The sequence below is a fragment of the Pantoea pleuroti genome (assembly GCF_014156615.1).
In the GTDB taxonomy this organism is placed as follows: Bacteria; Pseudomonadota; Gammaproteobacteria; order Enterobacterales; family Enterobacteriaceae; genus Pantoea; species Pantoea agglomerans.
On sequence record NZ_SBFD01000010.1, the window covers coordinates 119,286 to 142,663 of the forward strand.

Below are 23,378 nucleotides of genomic sequence, written 5' to 3' on the forward strand. Positions count from 1 at the left end.
TTCCTCAGAGGTAGACATCAGCGTTTGCGCTAATAGTTAATGAAAAACCTGCAGCGAAGGCAGCGCCTTGCCGTGACAGTCAAACAGCGCCTGGTTTTCGCGGGCGTTACCCTGTTTCCATTCGTCGTGGATATATTTCATGCCAGCGGGCGTCGCCCAGGTATTGCCGGGCGCAGGGATCCACGCCGGTTCCCAGTAGACGACACCCTTGCCGCGATTGTCCGGCACCGCCAGCACCGCTTTAATCAGGTCATGCAGATAGGCCGCCTGGCCTGCTACGCTGCCGGGATAGCCACCCGCCTGCTCCTCTTTGGCCTGGAAACTGTTCTCCGCGCTATCGCAGTTTTCCAGCGTGTAGCCGTAGGCCGCTTCCACCACCATCACGTCTTTGTCATAGCGCCGGGAGATATCATCCATGTTGGCTTTCAGGGCGCTGATGGGGCCGTTCCAGTAGGTGTACATCGACAGGCCAATCACATCGAATGGCACATCACGCTTAACGATCTCGTCGAACCACCAGCGGAACATGTCGTTCTTTGTGCCCTCAGCCAGGTGCAGCATGATCTTCACCTGATGCGGGTCGCTGAGGTTCTCACGCACCCCGCTGATCCCGGCTTTCAGCAGACCGGCCAGCCGATCAAACTCACCGCCGTTCTGGCCCCAGCTTTTGCCTTCCGGCCAGAGCATGCCACCGTTAAGTTCATTGCCAATCTGCACGATATCCGGCATCACACCTTCCGCTTTGAAACGGGCGATGGTGTCGCGGGTGTAATCATGAACCCGGGTTTCCAGCTGCGGAAAAGACAGCGACTGCCAGGCTTTGGGCTTGAACTGCTTGCCTGGGTCAGTCCAGAAATCGCTGTAGTGGATATCCAGCAGCAGCTTCAGGCCCGCCGCTTTAACGCGCTTCGCCAGCGCCAGCGTGGTCGCCAGATCGTTGCCACCACCACCGTAGGTCTGACCGCTGTCGTCGCGGGGATCCACCCACAGCCGCAGCCGGATGGTGTTGATGCCGCTGGCTTTCAGGATAGCGATAGCATCCTGCTGCTGGTTATCTGCGTTGTAGAATTTCGCACCCTGCTTCTCCAGTTCAGCCAGCGATGAGATATCCGCACCTTTGATAAAATCGGCTGGCCACGGCCCGGCAGAGCCGATGACAGGCTGATCGGCGGCGAGCAGCGGTGTCGCCCAGGCCAGCGCCAGGGCGAGAATCAATGTTTTTGGCGTCATGATTTATCCTTTAGTACTGCCTGAGGCCAGGCCAGAAACGAAGTATTTCTGCAGGGCCAGATAGAACACCGCCACCGGCACGGCGATCAGCACGGCACCGGCGGCATAGGTGGTGTAGCTGGCGCCCATTTTTTGCGACACCAGGTTATAGAGGCCAATCGGTAGCGTGAACTGCTCTGGCGTTCGCAGAATGGTGCTGGAGAGGATGAAATCACCCAGCGGACCGGTGAAGGAGAACAGCGCCACTACCGCCAGAATCGGCTTCGACAGCGGCATGATAATCTCAACAAAGATGCGGAAGTTACCCGCACCGTCCATGCGCGCCGACTCATCCAGATCTTTGGGAATCGAGTCGAGATAACCCTTCATCAGATAGGTGTTCATCGGGATCATCCCACCAACGTAGATCAGCACCAGCGCCAGATGGCTGTTGATCAACCCCAGCAGCTGCGACAGCACGAAAATCGCGATCAGCGCCGAAAACTGCGGGATCATCTGTAACAACAGAAACAGCATCAGTCCGTTCTGCCGCCCCTTGAACCGAAAACGGGAAAACGCGTAGGCGGTACAGCTGACGCTGATCAACGTCAGCACCATGGTCAGGAAACTGATTTTCATCGAGTTCCAGTACCACGTCAGGTAAGGCACCGTGCCATTGAACAGGTCGCGGTAGTGCTGCAGCGACGCATTCTCCGGAATGATCGAACTACTGAGCAGGCTGTTACCTGCATTCAGTGATGCCCCTACCGTCCAGACCAGCGGATAGATAATGATGGCCGAGACGGCCAGCACCACCAGCCAGGTCAGCGACAGGCGTATCCACCTTTCGCGTTTAATACTGCCGGACTTCGCCATAACTGCTCCCTTACGCCATCTCATCTTGTTTAAACGACCGGGTCGCGCGGAACTGCCACAGCGCCAGACCTACCACGAAAATCGACAGCAAAATGGTGATAGTGGCGGCGATAGCATATTGCGACGACGACATGGTGAGCTTGTAGATCCACGACACCAGAATATCGGTTCCTCCGGCATTCGACCCCGCCACCGCCGGACCGCCGTTGTTAAACAGATAGATGATGTTGAAATTATTAAAGTTGAAGGTGTATTGCGTGATGATGATCGGCGCAATGGCGTAGAGCACCAGCGGTAGCGTGATGGTTTTCAGCCGCGTCCAGGCGCTGGCACCGTCCATGATCGCCGCCTCATAGAGATCGTCAGGGATCGCCTGCAGGACGCCGGTAGTCATCGCAAACACAAACGGGAAACCGAGCCAGGTCTGCATCATAATCAGCGCAGTTTTGGTCCAGAACGGATCGGTCATCCACGCTTTGGGTGCAATGCCAAAGAAGTCGAGAATGGCGTTGTTGATCACCCCAAAGCTGTCGTTGAACATTCCGGCGAAGACCAGAATGGTGACGAAGCCCGGCACCGCCCACGGCAGGATAAAGATGGTGCGGATCAGCGGCTTGAAGCGCAGGTCCTTCTGATTGACCAGAATCGCCAGCATGACGCCCACGGTGCACTGCAGCGTGGTAGCGAGCAGTGTCCAGACCACCGTCCACTGCAGCACGTCAAAGAAGGTGGAGCGCCAGATTGACAGGGTAAAAATGTTGATGAAGTTTTTGAACCCCACCCAGTCCACCAGCTTCGCCGGTGGCGTGTGATAGAGGTTGTAGTTGGTGAAGGCAATGGCGAAACCGAACAGAATCGGAAACACCACCACAAACACCAGCAGAATAAAGCCGGGTGAAATCATCAGATAGGGGAAGCCATCGCGCAGCAGTAACTGATACTGCTGGCGCACGCTGTTCAGCTGCTGACCCTTGTCGCGCTTAACGCCATTGACCCAGGCGTCGCGCATTGACACTCCCCAGACTGCCACGCCAAAGGCGGCAATCAGCACGCTGATAATGCCCTCTGCCAGCAGGAAAATGGAGTTATCACGCGGTACCGATTCGCCCAGCGTATAGAGTCCCCAGAATCCCTCACGCAGAAAATCGTGGAAAACGCCGGTAAAACTGCTGAGCAAAATCAGAAAACAGAGCCCTTTAGCCCACTGGCGGTGGTAAAACTGGCCGAAGCCAGGCAGCAGTGCCAACACAGCACCGGTGGTCGCATGACGACGCGGACGCTTAGCCGTCACCAGATTTTCCTCGGAAGATATAGCCACACCCTGATCCTTATCCTGTACGGTTATCCCGTGAACCTGCATTACTGGTTGCTGGCCTGCATCGCTTCTATCTGCATGGTGATCTGCTTCACTGCATTATCCAGTGCCGCTTTTGGCTCCTGCTTGCCGGATACACTCAGCTCAAGGGCAGCATTAGCTGGCCCCCACACTTCCTGCATTTCCGGCACGCCTGGCATCGCTGACGCACGCGCCGCCTGCACCGCGACCGCGTTGGCCTTCTCATCATCTTTGATAATTGGATCGTTCATCAGCGCGGTGACCGGTGGGATCTCCTGGGTTTTCTGATAACGCTCTTTCACGTACTGCGGCTGGTTGATGAAGGTGAGGAACTTCTGCGCCAGCGCCTGATCTTTGCTCCAGGTAGAGACCACGTAGCCTTTGACGCCCAGGAAGGAACTCATCGGCTTACCGTTAGGCAACAGCGGCAGCGGTGCCACGCCATAGTTGATTCCGGCAGCCTGATAAGGCTGGAATGCCCACGGCCCATTGATCACCGCCGCCGCTTTTTTCTCGGTAAACAGCGAGTCGATGGCGTTGAGACCGTTGTCGCCCATGATGCCGCCTGGCAGCAATCCTTCACTGAAGAAGCGCTTGAGATAAGTCACCGCTTCCACGCTGCCTGGGGTGTTCAGACCGATATCCTGAGTGTTAATGGCGCCTTTGGCGTCTTTGCCAAAGATGTAAGAGCCCATCGGGGCCATCACGCCCCAGCTGTAATAAATCTGGTCAAACTTAGCGAGCAGGCCATACTGCTTCGTCTCGCGCTGCTTCTGTGAGAAGGCACGGTATTCCTCCAGCGTTTTCAGTGGTGACGGCAGCAGATCTTTGTTGTAAATCAGCACCAGCGTTTCCACCGCTTTGGGTACGCCGTAGACCACATTGTTCTGTGTGAAAGCCGCCATTGCTGAGGGGGTGTAAGCGCTCTGCTCTGCCGCATCAATTTTCAGCGGTGCCAGTAATCCCTGTACGACCGCGCTACCGAGCTGGTCATTAGGGATCACCAGGACATCCGGGCCAATACCCGCCGGGCCATCCAGACGCAGCTTCTCAATCTGCTGTGCAAACGGCATCTCCTGAACTTTCACTTCAACGCCGAACTGTTTCTGAAAATCGGCGATCGCCGTTTTGATGCCGTCTGATTTTTTAATGTCTTCCCAGACGGTAAGTTGCTGAGCGGCCCAGGCGGATTGATTAAGCATCAATGCGGAAAGAAGTAGCGTAACGCTGATTTTGATTTTCATTACTGGCCTCGTGTGAAGGTATGACATTTTAAGCTGTCATTTGCTGATGTTCTTTTTTCAGGCACATGCTGAACAAGGAATTATTGAGCATATGAAGTGTGAATAACGTATCGCATTTGAGCCATACGCTACGCGGAATGCGCACCGCGCTCCAGCCCGTTCGCATCAATGTGTGATCGCTATTACAGAAATCAAAATCAGCGGTAGGGCGCACCCTGGCGGAACGATATAGTCAGCGCAGGCACCATCAGGGCTGAGGTGTAAAAAGACAAACTGTTATACGTCGTACATTTTAGCCGCCAAATCCCTTGCCATGAGGATCAGCATGTCCAGCATCAGATTGAGAAACGTCACCAAACGCTTTGGTAAAACAGAAACGCTGAAAAATATCGCGCTTGATATTGAGGCCGGTGAGTTTGCGGTCTTCGTCGGTCCGTCAGGCTGCGGTAAATCCACACTCCTGCGGCTGATCGCCGGGCTGGAAGAGATCAGTGACGGTGAGATTTTGATTGGTGATGAGGTCATGAATGATGTCGCACCCTCGCACCGCGGAGTGGCAATGGTGTTTCAGTCTTATGCGCTTTACCCGCATATGACGGTGGCGGAAAATATCGGTTACGGCCTGAAGGTGAACGGCCTGCCGAAAGCGCAGATTCAGCATCAGGTGGAGATGGTGGCGAAGACGCTACAGCTTGCGCATCTGCTGGATCGTAAACCAAAGCAGCTTTCCGGCGGTCAGCGTCAGCGTGTCGCCATTGGTCGCGCAATCGTGCGTAATCCCCGGGTGTTTATGTTTGATGAGCCCTTATCGAACCTGGATGCGGAACTGCGTGTCGATATGCGGCTGCACATCGCGAAGCTGCACCAGGAGCTGAAAACCACTATGGTCTATGTGACGCACGATCAGACGGAAGCAATGACGCTGGCCGATAAGATTGTGGTCATGAACTACGGCAAGGTTGAACAGGTGGGTTCACCGATGGAGCTCTATTACAACCCGATTAACCGCTTTGTCGCCGGTTTTATCGGCTCACCTAAGATGAACTTCCTGCCTGCACGCGTGGAGCAGTGCGGCCCTGCAGGGCTGGTCGCCCTGATCAATGACGGCGAACATCGGCTGCAGCTCCCCTCGCCCATCCGCCAGTTGCAACCAGGTGATGAGATCACGCTGGGTATAAGGCCGGAACAGTTGCAGATCAACGGCGATGCACCACTGAACATCAACTTCCATTGCGAAGTGGTTGAGCGACTTGGCAACAACACCTATCTGTTTGGTCAGAGCCACGGCCACGACGGCTTCAAGATGCTGCTGCCCGGCGATGTGCATTTCCGTCCTTATCAGACGCTGCGCCCCACCTTCCATCCGCACCACTGCATGGTGTTTGATGCTGAAGGTGCGCGAATCAGCGCGGATATAGCGATGCCGCAGGTTCGCGCAGCCTGAAGCAGATGTTTGCAGGGCGTTAACGAGAGGCCGGAGACGGCCTTTTCTGTTTTCAGGCCTGGCATAACGCCTGAAGAAAGAGCTCTGGAAAGGGGTTTGCGGGCAAGCCTTGATGACGCGCAGAAGCATCAGCCCGAGCTTAAGCCTGAACATTGTTCAGACAAGGCATTGCAGGTGTGTTCTGAGTAAACTCATGAACCCCACCGGCAACCCCTTCTCCGGGTCGATCAGCTAACCGGGCTTATCGACTGAGGCCTTACTTACCGAGGATATTATTTACTGCTTTCAGGTGGCCAGCCTTGTCTTTGTGGTTTGAAACCACCTGAATAACGGTGAATTTCTTGTTGGCGGCTGCCAGCAGAGTGGCCTGCTGCACATCGTTGCCACCCATTTTGTCGGTGGCTTCAATATGATAGACCGGCAAACCGTTGGCATTTTCAGTTTTCTCACTGATCACCGTATAAGACGGTGAAGCCTGCTTCTGCTTGTCTTTGATAGACTTCCCGCCTTCAAGAAAATCAGCGTCACTGCCACCACGCGCAATCACCGGGATCTCTTCTTCGCCAATGATCAATACGCGTTTTTCCTGCTTGTTCACATACATGGTACCCGGTCCGCCGCCCGGCACAGGCTGCTTTTCATAGCCCTGCAGTTTGAACGTCTGTTTGCCATCCAGCAAAGAGATCGTCTGAGTCTGCGTATTTGCAGCCTGCGCTGTTTTCGCTTCGGCTGCTGATGCGATCATCGGGGTGCTGCCAAGAGCAGCGGTCAGGCAGAGGGCACCCATAATGTTTAATGATTGACGTAATTTCACCGTGAACTCCTTCGTGTAGTGGATATTTCCATTTCACTGGCACCACATCAGGTGTCAGCGAGGCAGAGGTGTTATCGGGTCAGGTCGTAAATACAGATCCCTGAGCCGAGCAGAAACAGAATAATCGGCCAGTAGAGAACGGGAATAAAAAAGAAGTTATGGGTTTTTTCGGGGGCCATCATTGGCTGGCTTTTCGTTGCCTGGGCAAGGGAGTCCAGCCATTTTTCCTGCCGGAGCACCCAGACAAAGGCCGCGCAAAAAAGGGCAGAAACGATCAGCGTAGCCCCTGTCGCCCATAGATGTGCGACAAAGAAACCGTCGTAGTAATAAATATCTAACAGCCATTTACACAGGAGGTAGGCGGCACAAATTAATACTGCGACGAAAAAACCCACTCCGCTCCATGCGATCATCTTTATATCCTTCTAAGGTGTGAGGAACGAGGAATATTTTTTTTGAAAATTAACATATTTTTATCATTGTGGCGATATTTTCTTTGGTGCTAATATCAATTACATCCAGCACAGAAAATGTCCGGCCTGTGCAATTTTCACATTGCTGATTCTGATGGATTTATTTTCAAATACTGCTGTTTAACCTGAGCCGGCACCCGTGCAGCTAATTGCGCACCCAGGGTACTGTATGGCTATTTTTACCGTACCGATATTATTTTTGTGCGAATTAACGCGGCTTCTCTGTTTTTAAAATTCGTATGCGCTGTTCTGGCGGTCGATGAGCACCATTCATGCGGCTGTCATCCGTCTGAAACAGTGTCGGTCTCTGTAGTTTTCTGCGCAGGATTTTGAGGTAACTATGAATCAACCTATTGAAAATAATAATAGAATTAACGAAACCAAAGAGTACAGTGCGAAATGGCAGACCCGATTTGATTTTTTCGACCTTCATGGTGCTCCCAGTACACCAGGCTTCAGACAGGCATTGAAACAACTGCCTTTCAGGCAAAAATTAAAAGTGAACATGAATTTAATTGCCTTCCTTTTCGGCCCGATTTATCTGTTCGTACTCGGCCTGTGGAAGAAGAATGTCATGCTGATTTTAATTATGGTGGCTGTTTATACTATTTTGATCATCGCCTTAGCGATAGCGGGCATGGAATTTCCACGGTATCTTCAGGTTGGTCTGGGCTATGGCTTTAATGCCCTGTACGGCATGAGCACCAATTACAGCTATTACCTGAAAGAGAAAAAAGGCGATAACGGCTGGAATCCCTTTAAAGGGATGCGGTGGTAATTTTTTCGCACCGCTCTGATGGTAAAATATAGAAATAGGGTGTATCGGGTGCAGACAGGTGGCGGGGGTTAGCCCTCAGTCAGGAGACCAGACAAAATAAGTGATGCACACTAACTCAAATTAGTGCTGTTGCGGCAGAACCACCGGAAGCCGCGAGGAAAATAACCTGACGGAAAAGGAAAAAATCGCCGAAAATATCCGGCTATACCTTTTCAAAACGGGTTCAGACTGGCTTATAATCGCTCTGCAATAATTATAATATCGTGAAGCTCGCATAAATGTTTCCGCACCGTTTAACCGGGGCCAGGATATCCTTTTCGGAATTTCCTGATAGCGGCAGCTTCTCCCTTTCATAGACATGCAGGAAGTTATTATTTTGAATACATTAACGGAATTGAAAAAGGGTTATCTAAAGGTATTTTTCTGGCTGCTGTTCACACTGTTTCTCGTCCCCGTCATTACCCTGTTTTTTGCTGAATATGGCAACAAGCAACTTGATCAGCAATACACGCAGTTCTTCATGGACGATGCGCGGGAACAACATCAGGATACGGACAAACTACAGGCGTTTCTGCAGCAGAACCCGCCTTCCAGTGTCTGCGGCCCGGTAGATGAAAATCTGCAGGATTACAAAAACGCCGTCTGCGAACCGCAATCCGAACTGTGGCAGTTCTACATGATGGATAAAGTGGCATTCTGGACACTGATCGGCAGCGGCGCTGTCCTGCTGATGGTGTTGCTGTTCAGTGCGCTGGCCTTTAAAAGCCGCCAGGGACAGGCTATCAGTCTGGCGCTGGCCCGCAAGTTCCTGATGCTGGCCTGTTCGCTGGAAGTCATGGTACAGGGCGGCATGCTGGTATGGCTCTCATTCTGGGGCACCGCCTTTTTCACGCAAACCTACTATCCAAAACTGGTGATGGCAGTAGGACTGCTGGTGCTGGCCGGTATGTATTACATGATTAAAGGCATCTTCAAAAAACTCCCACCGGAAGAGAGTATTGAAGGCGAAGTCGTGACCCGCGAAGCGGCACCGGCACTCTGGTCACAGATTGATATGCTGGCCGCCAGAGTGGGCACCACGCCACCCGATCATATTGTTGCGGGTATCGACACCAACTTCTACGTGACCGAAGCTCCGTTGAACGTGAATGGGAATCCGCTCACTGGCCGTAAGCTCTATGTCAGTATTCCGCTCCTGCGTCAGCTCACCGTTGCGCAGGCTGATGGCGTGATGGTCCATGAACTGACCCACCTGCATGAAGGCGACACCGCCTCCGGCGCATTACTGGGACCGAAACTGCACCGGTTTGATCTCTATATGCAGCTGATGGGTCAGAATGTGGCCACGCTGATCGTCTTTTATCCGCTCTATCTTTATCGCATGCTGTTTGAACTGGCGTGGCAGCGTAACAGCCGTGAACGTGAATTTGTCGCGGATCGCAATGCATCAACTCTGGTCTCCCCTGCCGCGATTATCGAATCACTGATCAAAGTGTCTGCGTATGCCAGCTACCGGAATGAAGTTGAGCGAAACTTCTTTAATAACCAGACGCTGCACGAAAATGAACTGGGGATCAGTAAAACTATTGCTGCCGGTTTGCCAGAACATGTCGCCTCTCCGGACTTCATCAGCGTCATCCGTGAGCAGAATGTGCCGCACCCGTTTGATTCACACCCGCCGCTGGCGGAAAGGATGCGCAACGTAGGGTATGAGATTAACGAAGCTGACTATGCAGCGATCGCCGCCGATTTCCCGGCCCAGAGCTGGGTCGATCTGATGCCGGTTGCCGACGAGATTGAACAGCAGTTGTGGCAGAAATATGAACGCGACTTCTCTTCTGTGCATGAAGAGAGCCTGGCCTGGCGCTATCAGCCTGACGGTGAAATGGAAACCGCGCTGGTGCTGAAGCATTTCCCCAATGTTCCTTATACCCTGAAAGATGGCTCGCAGATCGTCATCACCTGGCAGGGCATCGTGTCGCCGAAAACCGGCGAAGTGCTGGAGTGGGATAACGTTAAAAACATCAACGTCATTCGTAACTTCGGCCGGGATAAGCTCTACGTGCAACATGTGCAGCCAAACTCGCAGGGGAAAAAACGCAGTGAAATCCCTCTGCCGGGCCTGAAAAAGGAGATTGAAGCCTTTAAAAACACCCTCGGCTATTACTGGCATCGTCATCAGACAGTCAGGGCGTTGCTGAAAGAAGAAACGGCGGCAGCGACGCAAAGCGCATAACCCGTTTGTCATCGGCTCCCTCCTCGCAGCTGAAAAGGGAGCCAATGCGAACATCCATTTTCAATCTCTATTTCTGACCACATAAATAAAGGAACGATTGTGTTTAAAAGAGCAAGCAGGGCCATGATACCCGGGATGCTGGTGACTGCCCTTGTGCTGCCGCTGGCAGCATGTGACAACAGTGACAAAGCGGATGCAAAACCCGCCCCTCAGAGTCAACCCCAGGCTGTTGCGGAGGATAGCGCTGCGCAACTCACCACAAAATTAAACGCCTATGTGGGTTGCTTTAACACTACGGATGGATCGGTTCGCGATAGTGCCCTGCGCTATGTGAGCTGGATGGCGAATGCTGAAAAGGGGCCAACCGGCAAAGAGCGCAGCGTCAACGTACTGGGCGAGGTTACGCCTTATGAACTGGAGAGCTGCACTAAAGCCATCAACGAGGCATCGAAGGCTAAACCGGCTTTACCGGCGCTGGATGCTGCAGCAACACAGTATCTGACGGATTTAACGACATTGCAGCCGCTGGTTTCGCAGGCTCATCTTTACTACAGTCAGGAAGATTACAAGGATGATGGCTTCGCGAAAGCCAGGCAAATGCATCCGCCACTCATTAAGGCGTTTAACAGCTTTATGAAATCCAGCGACCAGTTCGGTGCCGAAGTTGAAAAAGAGAACAATGAGGTCGTGGCTGCCCAACTCGTTGAGATTGAAAAGTCTGAGGGCCGTCATAGTCGCTACTACCGCCTGGCATTAGTCACACAGGCCAAACCACTGGCCACCTTATTTACCTCCTCCGCTCCCGACGTGGCAGAGATGACAAAAGCGATTGATGCTTACAGTACGCTGCTGAGTGAGGCAGAAAAGGCAACGGCCAGCGAAGCGGGCAAGCCATTAACCTGGTCCATCTTCCAGGATAATGCCGGAACCTTCCTGAAAGACTGCAAGGATCGCATGCGTCGGATTCGCGATAAAACATCTTACAGCACGGGTGAGCAGAGTCTGCTTAAAGGAAGCGGCAACTCGGGCTGGATGGTATCGGGTTCACCGATGCGCGTTTTAAAATCCTATAACGAACTGGTTGAGGCCGGTAACCGCCTGTAAGCTGAATATCTGCCCCGCTTGCCTCCGGGCAGGTTTCGTCAGTCGGGCTGCTGCGTGCAACCCGACTGACGCTGACACCTGCCGCGAAAAAAAATAAAAATGTTCACGCGCCAGCATTTCGTTAAAACGTTATGCCAGGCTAGTGTGCTGGATGGATCTGAGATCCGCGGCAAAGCGTACCCCTGAGCAGGATGCCCGCTGCATCAGATTTTCTGACTGTAAAATTTTTGACTGAGAGGAGCGAGAGTGCAAGCAAAGGTCGGCGATATCTACAGCGTGTATTCCCCGCAGTTGCAGCAGTACGTCGCCTGTCAGGTGACACACCTCCAGCAGCCTGCTAATGCCAGAGGCAAAGTCCTTGCAGCCATACTCCAGCTCGACTGGGCAGGTGATCATTTGCCTGACAGGGCGGAGGCCAGCCGTATGCAGCCTTTGCGCTGCAGCTACTATTTTGTCAAAGACAGCTTCGATCACGGTTATGTCTCCGCCAATGTTCCACCGGGACATGTGCTGATTGCCAACCTGCCGCCGCTTGCAGATCAGGAAGTAAACGCCTACAAGTTCGGCTGGGACGTGGGAGACAGTCTGGTTCGTCAGCGAAACTGGGAGAAGATCGACCCGGCCAGCCGTGCGCGGTTCAAGGCTGCTTCAGGCGCGCACAACGTGGTTGTCGGCGGCCAGACACTTCGCCAGGACACCACCCGTATCAATGACCACCTCCTGCAAACCCTGACCGATCTCTCTGAACTGGATCGCCTGCCCTGCCTGATGACCATCGAAACCAGTCATGGCACTCCGGAACTGATGGCCTATATACAGCAGCATGACTTCATTAATGAGCTGCACTGGCAATCCGCTGTCGTCAGCGAAATCGATGTCGGGGCGACCCGTCTGTCGCGTTTTATTCTGAATCCGGAAGGCGTCAGCCGCGTGCGTCTGAATCCTGATCTCTCCCTGCTGTCACTCACCGCAACGCCTTCGTCAGGCTTTCAGGTAGAGGCTGATCAGGAAGGGCGCAATCTGTGCCTGCAATGTTCGCAGGCTTTGCCTGTGCTGCAGGGTATTGACCGGCTCAGGGCATTGTCACTGACAGGCGTTAAAGAGATTGACCTGGCGCCAGTCGTTGAGCGCTTTCCCTGTTTAACTGAACTGCGCATCTGGGGAAATCCCGGCGTAGCCAGCAATATGCATCGTATTGCCGCACTGCCACAGTTGCAGATGCTGACCTTCTTCAACCTGTTTGGCTTCAGCGCGGCTGACTTTCCCTCACCAGAAGCGTTGCCCAATCTCTCATGCCTGTGGATGACCAGCGTCCCGCTTGACGTGGTCAGCTCTGTCAGAGCCGCTTATAAAAAGGCGGCAACTCAGGGGTTGGATCTCTCGCTGAGTAAAGCACGCAAGCCGGAATGGCTGGCTGAGAATCTGCACAATCCGTTCCGGGACTGGGATGGCCGCGAACATATTTCGGCCACTTATGCCAAAAAAGCGTCGCTGGCTTACAAAAACCTGCGGGCTGCCACGAACAACATCGATAGCAGCATGGATGTGGCGAGCCTGTTAACCGCCGCCGTAACCGCCTACACCGAAGCCTTTAATCTCATCGACCGGCGTTCAAAGGCGATCGAGACGGTCGAGCGTGAGGAGATCTACAGTGTGCTGTTCGATGTTCTGAACCCGCTGGAGCAGAAACTGGGCGAGCAAGGCGCCACGCTTGTGGATCAGCCGCGGTTGTATCAGCTGTTCGACCAGTTACGCGAATTCTGAGCCATCCCGATGATTCAGGCGTGTTCCGCTACGTCATAAAACCGTTATTCGCCCCGATCACCTTATGCGGCAAAGCGTTAAGACGCGAGTTGAGAAAGGATCGCGGGCAGGTGAGTCTGCAGACCTCTCTTTCCCGGCCAGCCATTCTGCTGTTTATGATCGGGTAACGGCGGTTAAAGTCAGCTGTGCAGTGGGTTTATCCGGAGATATTACCCTGCCCTTTACGCAGTCCGTTCAGGAGTGCCTGCGTCGCGCCAGAAGCTTTTCCGGAAGGCGAACAGACCAGCCCGAATTCACGGTGCAGAGGCGGAATGACCGGCATCACTGACAGGCCGCGCCGCTCCGCTGGCAGGGCTGATTCCGGCACCAGCGCGACCCCCATGCCTTCACGCACCAGCATGCAGGCGCTGATCCAGTCGCGGACTTTTACCCGCACGTCAGAGAGGTGGCATCCTGACTGTTCAATCAGGCTTTTGCCATTAACGACGCATCCGCCTGTTGCAAGTACAAAGGGCTGGTCTGCCAGTTCCTGCAGGGTTATACCGTTCGCGCCTGACTGTCCGATGTGCGGAGCGCTGGCTGGCATGACGGCGACCCATGCGTCCTGTCCCAGTATCACCTCAGCACGTCCGGGTACGGGGTTCATTATCACCCCCAGCTCAACGGTGTCCGCTGCAAGCCACTCCTCAACTTCTTCATCCGTCCCTTCCAGCACCACCACCTCCATGCCCGGATGCAGACGCCTGAAGTTACGCAACAGCCCAGGCAGGAGTGTGGACGTCACAGAGGGAAAGCTGGCAAGCCGAATTCGTCCTCCCTTTAAACCCCGGCTCTCATCAGCCAGCACGCGGATCGCGCTGAGCTGCGAAAGCATAATTCTGGCATGTTCAATGACCTGCTCTCCCAGCGCGGTAACACCGATGTGCCGGCGCTCACGCACGAATACCGGGAACCCGAGTGACGATTCTAACTGGGCGATAGCCTGGCTGGCACCGGACTGTGTCATGCCTGTCGTTTCAGCAGCACGCGAAATATTACTGGCATCGGCCACCGCCACCAGCAAGCGCCAGTGCAGAAGATTCATCATGGTTATCAGTAGCCCAGCTAATAGTTAATTATTGAAGCATTAATTTTACAGAATTCTCTGCGTTAAGCACAGTCTGTTACGTAACGACAAAGAGAATCTCACACCGCTTTCAATGTTAACGGAGAAGACATGAAACTTTACTACGCCCCGGATACCTGTTCGCTGTCACCCCATATCGTACTGCGTGAACTCGCACTGGAGTTTGAGCTGGTTAAAGTGGATAACAGGAGCAAACTCACCACTGACGGACGCGACTTTCGCCTTATCAACCCCAAAGGCTATGTTGCTGCACTGGAACTGGACGACGGGCAGATACTGACTGAAGGGCCGGCGATTGTGCAGTACCTCGCCGATCTGAGGCCGGAAAGCGGGCTGGCACCCCCAGCAGGCAACTGGGCACGTGTTCGACTGCAGGAGTGGCTGAACTTCATTACCAGTGAAATCCACGCGGGCTCCGCTCTGTTGTTTAATCAGGCACTGCCCGACGCTGTCCTGTCACTGTTTCGTGAAAAACTCTTCCGGCGGTTCGACTTTTTGCAGGATACGCTCGCAGAAAAAGCGTTTCTGATGGGGCCGTCATTCAGCATTGCTGACGCCTACCTTTTCACCGTACTGGGCTGGTGTAAGTTCTTCAGCATTGAACTGGATCGCTGGCCTGCGCTGGTGGCGTACAGAGCAAGTATCAGTGCGCGCCCTGCTGTGCAGGCGGCATTACGGGCAGAGGCGGCGCAGTAAGCGCGGAAAGGTTGGTGGCCTGACGCCAGAGTAAGGATAGCCGGTCCGCTTTGATCTGCTGCTTGCGCCTGGCTTACCGGTAGTCTGAAGCCAGAAGCAGACGGAAATTTATCGTTTCGCCGGGAACAGGTTAGTATCTCCAGACTGACCTTTTAGCGGGGAGTCGGCTTTATGATTAACAACACCAGGGCGGAAACCTCTGTCATCAGGCATGCAGACAGGAATTTTGACGTCACGTTATTGAAGGTGAATGAAGCCAGCCAGTGCATCCTTTTTGCGGCAGGTGCTGGCGGAAGTCCATTGCGTCATCTTGAGCTTCTGCAGACCTTTAGCCGCAATGGTATTTCAGTAGTAGCGCCCCATTTCGAACGGTTAACCTCTTCCACGCCCTCAAAGGCTGACTTACTGGAACGCAGCCAAAGGCTTGTCCTCGCCCGCGATGCGTTTTGTCAACATTATGCCTCGATTTACGGCGTCGGACACTCACTCGGCACCGTGATTCTGTTGATGCACGCCGGGGCGACGGCCTGGACTCGCACCGGAGAGAAGGTGACATATGCAGGCAGACAGGATTTGAATCAACTGGTGCTGTTAGCGCCACCTGCGGATTTTTTCAGAGCACCCTCGGCCCTCGCCTCCGTGAAAGTGCCTGTCAGGATCTGGACTGGCGAGCAGGACACCCTGACACCGCCATCGCAAGCGCTGTTCATCAAAGAAGAATTAGATATTCGAACTAAGACGGATCTTTGCGTGGTTAAAGATGCCGGGCATTTTACCTTCATGAACATCCTGCCGCCGCATATCACTGACACCCACCCATCACGCGACGCCTTTATTCTCAATCTGGGAGAAGAGATCTCCCGTTTTGTCACTGGCTGGATGGCTCAGCCAGATAATAAATCACCTTAATTAAACCGATCCCTCTTTTTCAATTACCAGCACGCGGGCGACGCCCTGTGGACGGGCAATATGCTCTGTCCCTTCACTGGCATAAAAAATATCACCAGCGTTGAGTACCCGGCTTTTAACTTCGCCATGCTCTTTATATTGCATTTCAACACATCCATCCATGACAGCAAAAACCTCCTGACCATCGTTGATGTGCCACTTATAAGGCTGATCGGTCCAGTGGAGTTCCACGCTGACATTATCGAAGCTGGCAATATGCTGTGAGTCCCAGGCCTTCGAGCCGGTAAATTCCTTACTGCAATAAAAATTCATTTTAACTCTCTCAACAGAAGTGATTTACGCCATCGACATCATCAATATCAGAGAGAGTTGGTCGATACTATACGTCAGGCATCTCTTGTCCTGATCTGTCCTGTGATTGTCCGTTTAGGGGCAGAGCGGGAAGGTCGCAATACTTTTCAGGCAAACCCGGCACCGCACATGTCCGCTTTATGCCAGAGCAGGCGTTGAGGGTATGGTAATGTGTTCACGATTAGCCACAGGGAAACTTCTGAACAGTTATGGGCTGAAATCGCATGGATGACGAATCGCCTCTGTTCATACCAATGCCAAAGGTCTGTAATGAAATCGATAAATCTGGAAAGTCTGTATCGTTCTACCAACGAGAACACCGTCTCCATCTGGTCGGAAAATGCAGGAGTTGGAACAGTTAAACAGGGAAATTACTACGATCCTGTAAAGCTGGCTCTTGCAGCGGGCATTCAGCCGCCGGTGTCCTTTGATGTCTCACGTCTTATTTGTGAATTACAGCAGCTCACAGAGGATGATCCCCTTGCCGATATTCTGCCCACACAGGGTTTCCATTTTACCTTCCTGCCCCTTACCCTGCCGCTCTATAACGAAAACGAGCCATTGCACGAAAAAATCGATGAATTGACGAATATCTGGAGCGAATTTGATGCGATAAAAATTGTTATCAGAGATCTGCGGTTAGTTGCATTGCCCAGTCAGTTATTGCTTGCGGGGATCCCTGATAGTTCGGCAATAGCCATGCGCCACTCATTCTGCGAAAAAGTTCTGGATTCGCACTGGAAAAATGAGTTGCTGATGCGTCATAACGGCAGCCCATTACCGGCACCCTTCTGGCACAGCACGATTCTGCGCTATGGCACTGATTTTTTACCCGCATCCGTACGTGAGTTTATTTTTGAACGTCAGACCATTAATTTTGGGGATGTAGATGGAGAATTAAAACTAGCGAGGGTCAACTACAACTGGACAAAATGTTATCCGTTGGCGGATTAATTAAGACGAAGTAATTACATGATAAATAAGATGTCTTAGTTTCCTCTGCCTGCCCTCGCGTAAACGTTTCAGAAGTGGGTAATACGCCCCTGTTTTCGCTCATAACAGTCATTAACCCGCACACATTCCGCTCTATACCTGACTACCCTCTCCGGCTGAAAAAACAGGGCCTGCGCGCAACACTTTCTGTCTTTCACAACCCTGATATCGTTAGCCCTATGGCGCCTCATTCACATCATGTCACTTTTTACACGAGTAAAAACCTCAGGAAATTTAAAAAACCGCCGCGAGCTGCCGATAACCTCAGGTATCGAAACTCTGTACGCAGGAAACAACATCCATGTCACCATCCGACACCCATAGTAAGCATCAGGAAATTGGCGAAATTACGGCGCGTGCTGGCTTCATCCTGCGGCAGCTTCGCGACAGTCTGCAACAGCTGGGGCTTGATAAAACCATCGCCGATGTGGCGGGAAGCATCCCAAACGCCCGTGAAAGGCTGGGTTATGTCGTCACAATGACCCGCGAAGCAGCAGAGGGCGTAATCAACAGCGTGGAAATCACGCAGCCTCTGCAAACCGATCTGGGAGAAAAAGCGGAGAAACTCACGCAACGCTGGGATGCCACTTCCGGTACGCTGTCAGACAAAGAACAGACCCAGGCATTAGCTGCAGATACCGTTGCCTTGCTGAATGATGTCCCCCGTGTCACGGGTCTGACGCAACAGCAGTTGCACGCGATTATGATGTCTCAGGGCTTCCAGGACCTCACAGGACAGATTGTGCAGGCTATGATGGCCGTGCTGAATCAGGCTGAGCAGCAACTGATACAGGTCATCCGCGATAATACTGGCTCACACAGCACCACCGAGCGCACTGCGCTGTCTAAACCTTCCTCCGTACCAGAGACTCCTGCCAGTCAGGATGATGTGGACGACTTGCTGGCCAGTCTGGGAATGTAAGCCGACCCGAAGAAAATACGTGATTTAAAATGACGATTAATGATTAAAGGTCTGCGCAGGACAAACAGTTCGTCTGACAGCAAACACGCTATTGCGGCTAAATGTCCGCTTTGCGCTATTAGCTGACGCGATTTACCTATCGGCCCGTTGATAAACAGGGTTCTGACCAGGCCAGATTGCAGAATCTGGCACTTCAGAAATAAGAGCATAATGAGGAATGGTATAGTCTCTTATTCGATTTATTTTCCCATATTTATTATATGACGGTAGGAAATATATATGGCATAAGAGCATTAAAAGAACACTAAAAGGAGTGACGTTATGTCGCTTTATGACCTTAGAATTGAATCACATGCATTACCAGAGGCCTGGCACTCTCAGGTATTAGGCCACATTGGCACAGCGAATCTCAAAGTTTTACGAATGGATGAACGCTCTGTAATTGAAGAGGTACATGAGTATGATGAAGGGTTACTGGTCATTGACGGTCGTCTTGAACTGAGCGTGAAAGGAAAACAAATCTCTGTAACTTCTGGCCAGCTTTATGTAGCCAAAGCTGGGATTCCTCATACTGTAAAAAAAGGCAGTTTTGGCACCCTGGTTATCATAGATTTGCCAGAAACATGAGTAGCCTAACGATAGTTTGTCCGATATTTGCTCAGAAGATAATTTGCCTGATGCAGATGTCCACCTTATGCCATAAGCGGTCATTTATGAAAGTTGCAGTAGATTACACGCTGCGATGTTTCTCCAGTTTGATATCGGTATCGTTAATCTCTTTTTTATTACCCCAGCCGAACTTCATGTAAAATTTCGCCGCGCGACTATTTTTATCGGTTTCCAGCCACGCAACCTCATGATGTTTAAATAATTCCTGCTCGGCGAGAAAAACCAGCCTTCGACCTATACCTCTGCCTTCATATTCCGGGAGAACAAAGGCCGCAAAAAGACAGCCTTCATCCGGTAAAATCATTGAAAAGCCGACTATTTTTTCGCTTTCAGCCGCAACCCAGGCGCATAAATTCTTTTCAATCATATCCGCCACGACGCTTTCGGTGATCCCCAGCTGACGCATTTCTTCACGACTCAAATAATTCTCGAGCACTGAGGTTCTGACTTCGAAAATACTGTCAACATCAGAAGCCCGGGCTGTTCTTATATTAATATTCATTAGTCTTACTCCTTGTATGACAAAAATATTTTTTGATGATGCCTGACATTCCCTTAAACGAACCATAAAATTTTGTGCGAAAAGGCTGTTAAACGGCAGGCCGTCAAAGGCGGCACTACCTCAAAGCCTGCGTAATGAATGAAGCCGTTATGATAAGAACGTTGCGCAATAAGAGCTCAGCCGACTTTAACTCCGCACTGTTTCTTCACAGTGACGCCTCATTAACTAATTTGAGATAGCGGGAGCCCGATATGTTTCTACCACTCACCACGCAGACAACTTTACGCCCGCTCAGTTCTTTTGCATAACGGATGGCTGCCGCAACTGCGGGTACGCCTGAAGGCTCTACAACATGGCTGTGCAGATTAAGCATTAACAGCATCGCTGCTTTAATTTCAGCTTCTGAAACCAGAAGAACACGATCGACGCGATCGCGTATGAGTGGCCAGGTCATCGCTTCAGGCTCTATATAGCCACTTATGCCTTCGGCGATTGACGACGATATTTCCACTGGGATCGCCTCACCAGCTTCTTTCCAGCACGCAAACGTCGGACTTGCTTCACTCTGCACTGCCCACACTTCGGCTGCAGGGTTTATGCCCTTGATGGCTGTTGCGATACCGGAGGCCAGCCCGCCGCCGCCAATGTTCACGAGAATAACGTCAGCGTCTGGCCAGTCTTCCATGATTTCCAGACCGACGGTGCCGCCTCCGGCAATCATCTGCTGATTATTATAGGCTGAGACGAACGTTGCGCCGGACTGTTGCGCTGCAACAATGGCTTCCTGCCTTGCATCTTCAATGTTGTCAAAAAACGTAACCTGCGCACCATAACTTTTCATTGCAGAAACCTTAATCGGGTCTGCTGAAAATGGTAAGAATATGGATACGGGTATGCCTGCCGCATGTCCCGCACAGGCAAGCCCTAAACCATGATTCCCTGCCGTCGGGGCGATGACGCCGGCACGTCGCTGGTCTGCATTAAGACTGGCAAGAACGGTTGCAGCACCTCTCAGCTTAAAGCTACCCGTATGCTGAAGATTTTCCATCTTAAGCCTGACCTCCGTCCCGACAAGAGCAGACAGCGGGTGCGAAAGCTCCAGCGGAGTTTTGCATACTGTTGATTTAATTCGTCCGGAAGCTGCATAAATATCTTTCAGCGTGACACTGTCTGTTAGCCTTTGTCTGTGGTTTGTCATAGTATGCCCCTAAAGTTATATAAGAAAATGACTATATAGGCGATTGGCTATATGCACAACTCAAAGACATTAATGGCCGATATTTTTCGTGCCCTTGGTAATGAGCATCGGCTAGTGATTGTTGAATGGCTGTCCGACCCAGAGTCACATTTTCCGGTGCAGCAGGACGGCGATCTGGTTAAGGATGGTGTGTGTGTCGGATTTATCACCGAAAAAATTGGTCTGAGTCAGCCCACCGTGACAGGCCATCTGCAAATTCTTGCTAAGGCCGGAATTGTGACATCGAAACGTATCAAGAACTGGGTATTCTATAAACTTGATCGTCAACGGATGGATGAAGCAACGGCAATGTTGTCTGGATATGGGAAGCAGGCGACTGGTTCACCTGAACAGCCATAATCGGTCAGTATGTGTATTTACAGGGCACTAAATCCAGTGTGTGTATATCTCGCTCCTGGCGTGTCCGTCTTTCAGGTAAATTTATTCTGTCATCGTTATCTGTTGTCATCTTCTGCAAAACTGCCGTTTAAATTCAGAAACTATCCCGGCTGATGACCAGCGTGTAGGTTTGGGTCCGCTTTTCGTTCAAAGCGGACCTTATGACCTAACTTTCTGTACGATCCGTGCCTGAGGCGGCCATAAATTACATTCAGATGCGCTAAGAAACATTGAGCCGCTTATTTTCCTTCAGGATGATTCGGACATATTTGAGAATCGACTGCGCATGACACGCCAGGTGTTCTGCCCACACCCGTCAACCAACCTGCCCCATTCAGGCAGGTGGAATGCTTTTATTAGACGAGATTCACCAGGGTGCGCGCTCTCCATCTAAAAAGAATCCTGCGGTGATTGTCTGGGATGCTTCAGCAGCGAGCCAGACGATCCCTCTGGCCGCCTGGGATACAGTCCGGTAACCGGTATGTCCGTTAAAATCGGTGGCCGTATATCCCGGGTCAACTGCGTTTACGCTGATGCCATACTCAGACAGTGAATTGGCAAATGCCACCGTAACGCCATTTAATGCCGTTTTTGAACTGGTATAGCCCAGTGCCGCTACCTGAGAGTAGGGATGCGCCTTGTCAGATATCCATTCCAGCGATCCCAGCCCGCTGCTGACCATGATAATCCGGGGTTCCTCACCCAGTTTGAGCAGCGGCAGAAAAGCCTGCGTTACTCTGATGACGCCGAAAACGTTGGTGTTATACACCGTCATAATATCGCTGATGCTCTGCGACTCAGGCGTGATGGGCCAGGTTCCGGGAATACCCGCATTATTGATCAGCACATCTAGTTTTCCATCTTCTGACTTTATCTGCCCGACGGCCGCATCAACACTTTCCTGGTCTGTCACGTCAATGATAGCCAGCCGCACTTTAATGCCTTCCGACAGCAACCGGCTGACAGCATCCTGACCGCGCCCCCATCGCGGCAACCCAGCCAGACATTAAATCCCAGTTTCCCCATCAGTCTGGCCGTTTCAAAACCAATACTCTTGTTTGCGCCGGTAATTAAAACCGTTCTCTTCTTCATGTTGTTGCCTCAGTGATTTATGCAGGTGTATCTGAGTTATAAATCTCTCAGAGCTGTTTGATAAGAGGCCGCAATACGAATACGCTGTTCGGAAAAGCGAACAGTAACGGAAGTTGAGATGGATGATGTCGCGATATTTCTTGCCGTCTTCAGGGGTCAGGGTTTCCGGGCCGCGGCTAAAACGTTAGGCCTGGCACCCTCAACGGTCAGTGAGAGGATTACCGCGCTGGAAGTCAGCCTGGGCGTTCCGCTGTTTATCCGCACAACCCGCAGCGTAACGCCCACCGAAGCAGGCCGGATGCTGGCCGATCGCATGGCACCTCTGCTGAGCGAAATGAGATCGGTGATGAATGACGTGGCAAGTTCTCAACGGGAGGTGCGCGGGCTACTCAGGCTGAACGTGACGGGTGCGGTGATGGTCGATATTCTTCCGCCCCTGCTTGAGCAATTTCTCGATCGCCATCCGTTGCTGCGGGTGGAGATTATGGTGGACGATCGCCTTGTTGATGCCACGGCGGAAGGCTGCCATGCAGGCATACGCTATGGTGAACATCTGGCCCGTGACAGTGTTGCCGTTCCTGTCGGCCCACGCCGCCAGCGTCTGGCTCTCGCGGCGGCACCCGACTACCTTGCTTCGCGCGGTCTCCCCTTCACCCGACGGCATTGGCCGAACATCACTGCATCCGCCTTAAGTATTCCAGCGGCGCGCTGATACCCTGGGAATTTGAACGCAACGGAGAAACCGTCAGCGTCAACCCTGCTGGTCGCCTGACTATCGGTGTCAATGGCGCATCAGGCGCAATTGAGCTGGCAAAAAAGGGTCAGGGCATTATCGCCGTCTTTGAAAACTGGCTGCAGCCCTGCTTTACGACGGGTGAACTGCAGCCTGTGCTTCCGGAGTGGTGGCCCGAATTTGAAGGTCCCTGGCTCTACTTTCCCAGCCGCTTTATGTCAGCACCTCTGCGCGCTTTTGTGGATTTTCTGAAAGAGGTACAGTCAATGCCTGAACCGCTCGATTGACTGCAGTAGCAGGCTCATCAGTCGATATTGAGCTCGGCTAACGAGTGCACCTCTTTTTTGACGGGTTGTGGCAGGTTAAAGCGCAATGGAGGCATTGGTCAGCGTTTCAGACCGCTTTTTGCCAGAGGCGGACCTTGCTAACCTAATGCTATGTTTTTCTAAAGGAGCATGTGAGTGACCATGT

The 23,378-nt window shown here is 52.3% G+C and carries 22 protein-coding genes and 1 pseudogene; 12 read left to right on the forward strand and 11 right to left on the reverse strand.

The window, feature by feature from the left end:
• Positions 1-36: 36 nt before the first annotated feature.
• The 4 genes from EPG66_RS19435 to EPG66_RS19450 are packed head-to-tail and all read right to left on the reverse strand — an operon-like array spanning position 37 to position 4,665.
• Positions 37-1,230: a glycoside hydrolase family 53 protein gene (locus tag EPG66_RS19435; protein WP_069026619.1), complete on the reverse strand. Its 1,194-nt coding sequence runs from the start codon at positions 1,228-1,230 to the stop codon at positions 37-39.
• A gap of 3 nt (positions 1,231-1,233) precedes the next feature.
• Positions 1,234-2,085: a sugar ABC transporter permease gene (locus tag EPG66_RS19440; protein ID WP_033786803.1), complete on the reverse strand. Its 852-nt coding sequence runs from the start codon at positions 2,083-2,085 to the stop codon at positions 1,234-1,236.
• A gap of 10 nt (positions 2,086-2,095) precedes the next feature.
• Positions 2,096-3,403: a carbohydrate ABC transporter permease gene (locus EPG66_RS19445; protein ID WP_115758257.1), complete on the reverse strand. Its 1,308-nt coding sequence runs from the start codon at positions 3,401-3,403 to the stop codon at positions 2,096-2,098.
• Positions 3,404-3,444: 41 nt separating this feature from the next.
• The gene (locus EPG66_RS19450; RefSeq protein ID WP_069026618.1) at positions 3,445-4,665 is read right to left on the reverse strand and encodes an extracellular solute-binding protein; all 1,221 of its coding nucleotides are present in this window, start codon (positions 4,663-4,665) and stop codon (positions 3,445-3,447) included.
• A gap of 325 nt (positions 4,666-4,990) precedes the next feature.
• Between EPG66_RS19450 and EPG66_RS19455 the strand changes: the two genes are divergently transcribed.
• Entirely contained in the window at positions 4,991-6,109 is a 1,119-nt protein-coding gene (locus tag EPG66_RS19455) for an ABC transporter ATP-binding protein (RefSeq protein WP_064703812.1), read from the forward strand.
• A 256-nt stretch (positions 6,110-6,365) separates the two neighbouring features.
• On the opposite strand, the gene EPG66_RS19460 is transcribed toward EPG66_RS19455, so the two are convergent.
• Together EPG66_RS19460 and EPG66_RS19465 are read right to left on the reverse strand one after the other, a co-directional pair.
• The gene (locus EPG66_RS19460; protein ID WP_064703811.1) at positions 6,366-6,923 is read right to left on the reverse strand and encodes a hypothetical protein; all 558 of its coding nucleotides are present in this window, start codon (positions 6,921-6,923) and stop codon (positions 6,366-6,368) included.
• Between the two features lie 71 nt (positions 6,924-6,994).
• Complete coding sequence (locus tag EPG66_RS19465) at positions 6,995-7,336, reverse strand: hypothetical protein (RefSeq protein ID WP_064703810.1); 342 nt, start codon at positions 7,334-7,336, stop codon at positions 6,995-6,997.
• 400 nt (positions 7,337-7,736) lie between these two features.
• Here EPG66_RS19465 and EPG66_RS19470 point away from each other — a divergent pair, with 400 nt between their 5' ends.
• The 4 genes from EPG66_RS19470 (at position 7,737) to EPG66_RS19485 (ending at position 13,278) form a co-directional block, all read left to right on the forward strand.
• Entirely contained in the window at positions 7,737-8,174 is a 438-nt protein-coding gene (locus EPG66_RS19470; RefSeq protein ID WP_069026616.1) for a DUF2628 domain-containing protein, read from the forward strand.
• Between the two features lie 358 nt (positions 8,175-8,532).
• Positions 8,533-10,410, forward strand: coding sequence for a M48 family metallopeptidase (locus EPG66_RS19475; protein WP_182687865.1), 1,878 nt, complete (start codon positions 8,533-8,535; stop codon positions 10,408-10,410).
• A gap of 135 nt (positions 10,411-10,545) precedes the next feature.
• The gene (locus EPG66_RS19480; RefSeq protein WP_182687867.1) at positions 10,546-11,514 is read left to right on the forward strand and encodes a YiiG family protein; all 969 of its coding nucleotides are present in this window, start codon (positions 10,546-10,548) and stop codon (positions 11,512-11,514) included.
• A 246-nt stretch (positions 11,515-11,760) separates the two neighbouring features.
• A complete protein-coding gene (locus tag EPG66_RS19485) occupies positions 11,761-13,278 on the forward strand; it encodes a hypothetical protein (RefSeq protein ID WP_182687869.1) in 1,518 nt (505 codons plus the stop codon).
• Between the two features lie 196 nt (positions 13,279-13,474).
• Here the strand turns inward: EPG66_RS19485 and EPG66_RS19490 are convergent, their stop codons facing one another.
• Positions 13,475-14,365 carry a LysR family transcriptional regulator gene (locus EPG66_RS19490; RefSeq protein ID WP_182687871.1) on the reverse strand — a complete coding sequence of 297 codons (891 nt, stop codon included), beginning with the start codon at positions 14,363-14,365 and terminating at the stop codon, positions 13,475-13,477.
• A 129-nt stretch (positions 14,366-14,494) separates the two neighbouring features.
• On the opposite strand from EPG66_RS19490, the gene gstA reads away from it, so the two are divergent.
• Both gstA and EPG66_RS19500 read left to right on the forward strand, forming a co-directional pair.
• A complete protein-coding gene (gstA, locus tag EPG66_RS19495; RefSeq protein WP_182687873.1) occupies positions 14,495-15,100 on the forward strand; it encodes a glutathione transferase GstA in 606 nt (201 codons plus the stop codon).
• A gap of 171 nt (positions 15,101-15,271) precedes the next feature.
• Positions 15,272-16,009: an alpha/beta hydrolase gene (locus EPG66_RS19500; protein WP_182687875.1), complete on the forward strand. Its 738-nt coding sequence runs from the start codon at positions 15,272-15,274 to the stop codon at positions 16,007-16,009.
• Here EPG66_RS19500 and EPG66_RS19505 read toward each other — a convergent pair whose 3' ends face one another.
• Positions 16,010-16,321, reverse strand: a complete 312-nt coding sequence (locus EPG66_RS19505) for a cupin domain-containing protein (RefSeq protein ID WP_083069434.1) — start codon at positions 16,319-16,321, stop codon at positions 16,010-16,012.
• Between the two features lie 309 nt (positions 16,322-16,630).
• On the opposite strand from EPG66_RS19505, the gene EPG66_RS19510 reads away from it, so the two are divergent.
• From EPG66_RS19510 to EPG66_RS19520, 3 genes are all read left to right on the forward strand, one after another.
• Positions 16,631-17,314 (forward strand): hypothetical protein, encoded by a 684-nt coding sequence (locus tag EPG66_RS19510; protein WP_182687878.1) that lies wholly within the window; start codon positions 16,631-16,633, stop codon positions 17,312-17,314.
• A 340-nt stretch (positions 17,315-17,654) separates the two neighbouring features.
• Positions 17,655-18,275 carry a protein phosphatase CheZ gene (locus EPG66_RS19515; protein WP_137230819.1) on the forward strand — a complete coding sequence of 207 codons (621 nt, stop codon included), beginning with the start codon at positions 17,655-17,657 and terminating at the stop codon, positions 18,273-18,275.
• Positions 18,276-18,596: 321 nt separating this feature from the next.
• Positions 18,597-18,902 (forward strand): cupin domain-containing protein, encoded by a 306-nt coding sequence (locus tag EPG66_RS19520; protein WP_115758240.1) that lies wholly within the window; start codon positions 18,597-18,599, stop codon positions 18,900-18,902.
• A gap of 103 nt (positions 18,903-19,005) precedes the next feature.
• Here EPG66_RS19520 and EPG66_RS19525 read toward each other — a convergent pair whose 3' ends face one another.
• Both EPG66_RS19525 and EPG66_RS19530 read right to left on the reverse strand, forming a co-directional pair.
• Positions 19,006-19,446, reverse strand: a complete 441-nt coding sequence (locus EPG66_RS19525) for a GNAT family N-acetyltransferase (RefSeq protein WP_182687880.1) — start codon at positions 19,444-19,446, stop codon at positions 19,006-19,008.
• A gap of 205 nt (positions 19,447-19,651) precedes the next feature.
• Positions 19,652-20,644 (reverse strand): threonine ammonia-lyase, encoded by a 993-nt coding sequence (locus EPG66_RS19530; protein WP_182687882.1) that lies wholly within the window; start codon positions 20,642-20,644, stop codon positions 19,652-19,654.
• A gap of 51 nt (positions 20,645-20,695) precedes the next feature.
• On the opposite strand from EPG66_RS19530, the gene EPG66_RS19535 reads away from it, so the two are divergent.
• Positions 20,696-21,043 (forward strand): ArsR/SmtB family transcription factor, encoded by a 348-nt coding sequence (locus EPG66_RS19535; RefSeq protein WP_064703797.1) that lies wholly within the window; start codon positions 20,696-20,698, stop codon positions 21,041-21,043.
• Positions 21,044-21,449: 406 nt separating this feature from the next.
• On the opposite strand, the gene EPG66_RS19540 is transcribed toward EPG66_RS19535, so the two are convergent.
• Positions 21,450-22,076 (reverse strand): SDR family NAD(P)-dependent oxidoreductase, encoded by a 627-nt coding sequence (locus tag EPG66_RS19540; RefSeq protein WP_246379501.1) that lies wholly within the window; start codon positions 22,074-22,076, stop codon positions 21,450-21,452.
• 216 nt (positions 22,077-22,292) lie between these two features.
• Between EPG66_RS19540 and EPG66_RS19545 the strand changes: the two are divergent.
• Positions 22,293-23,194, forward strand: a pseudogene (locus EPG66_RS19545) (LysR family transcriptional regulator).
• Positions 23,195-23,378 lie beyond the last annotated feature (184 nt).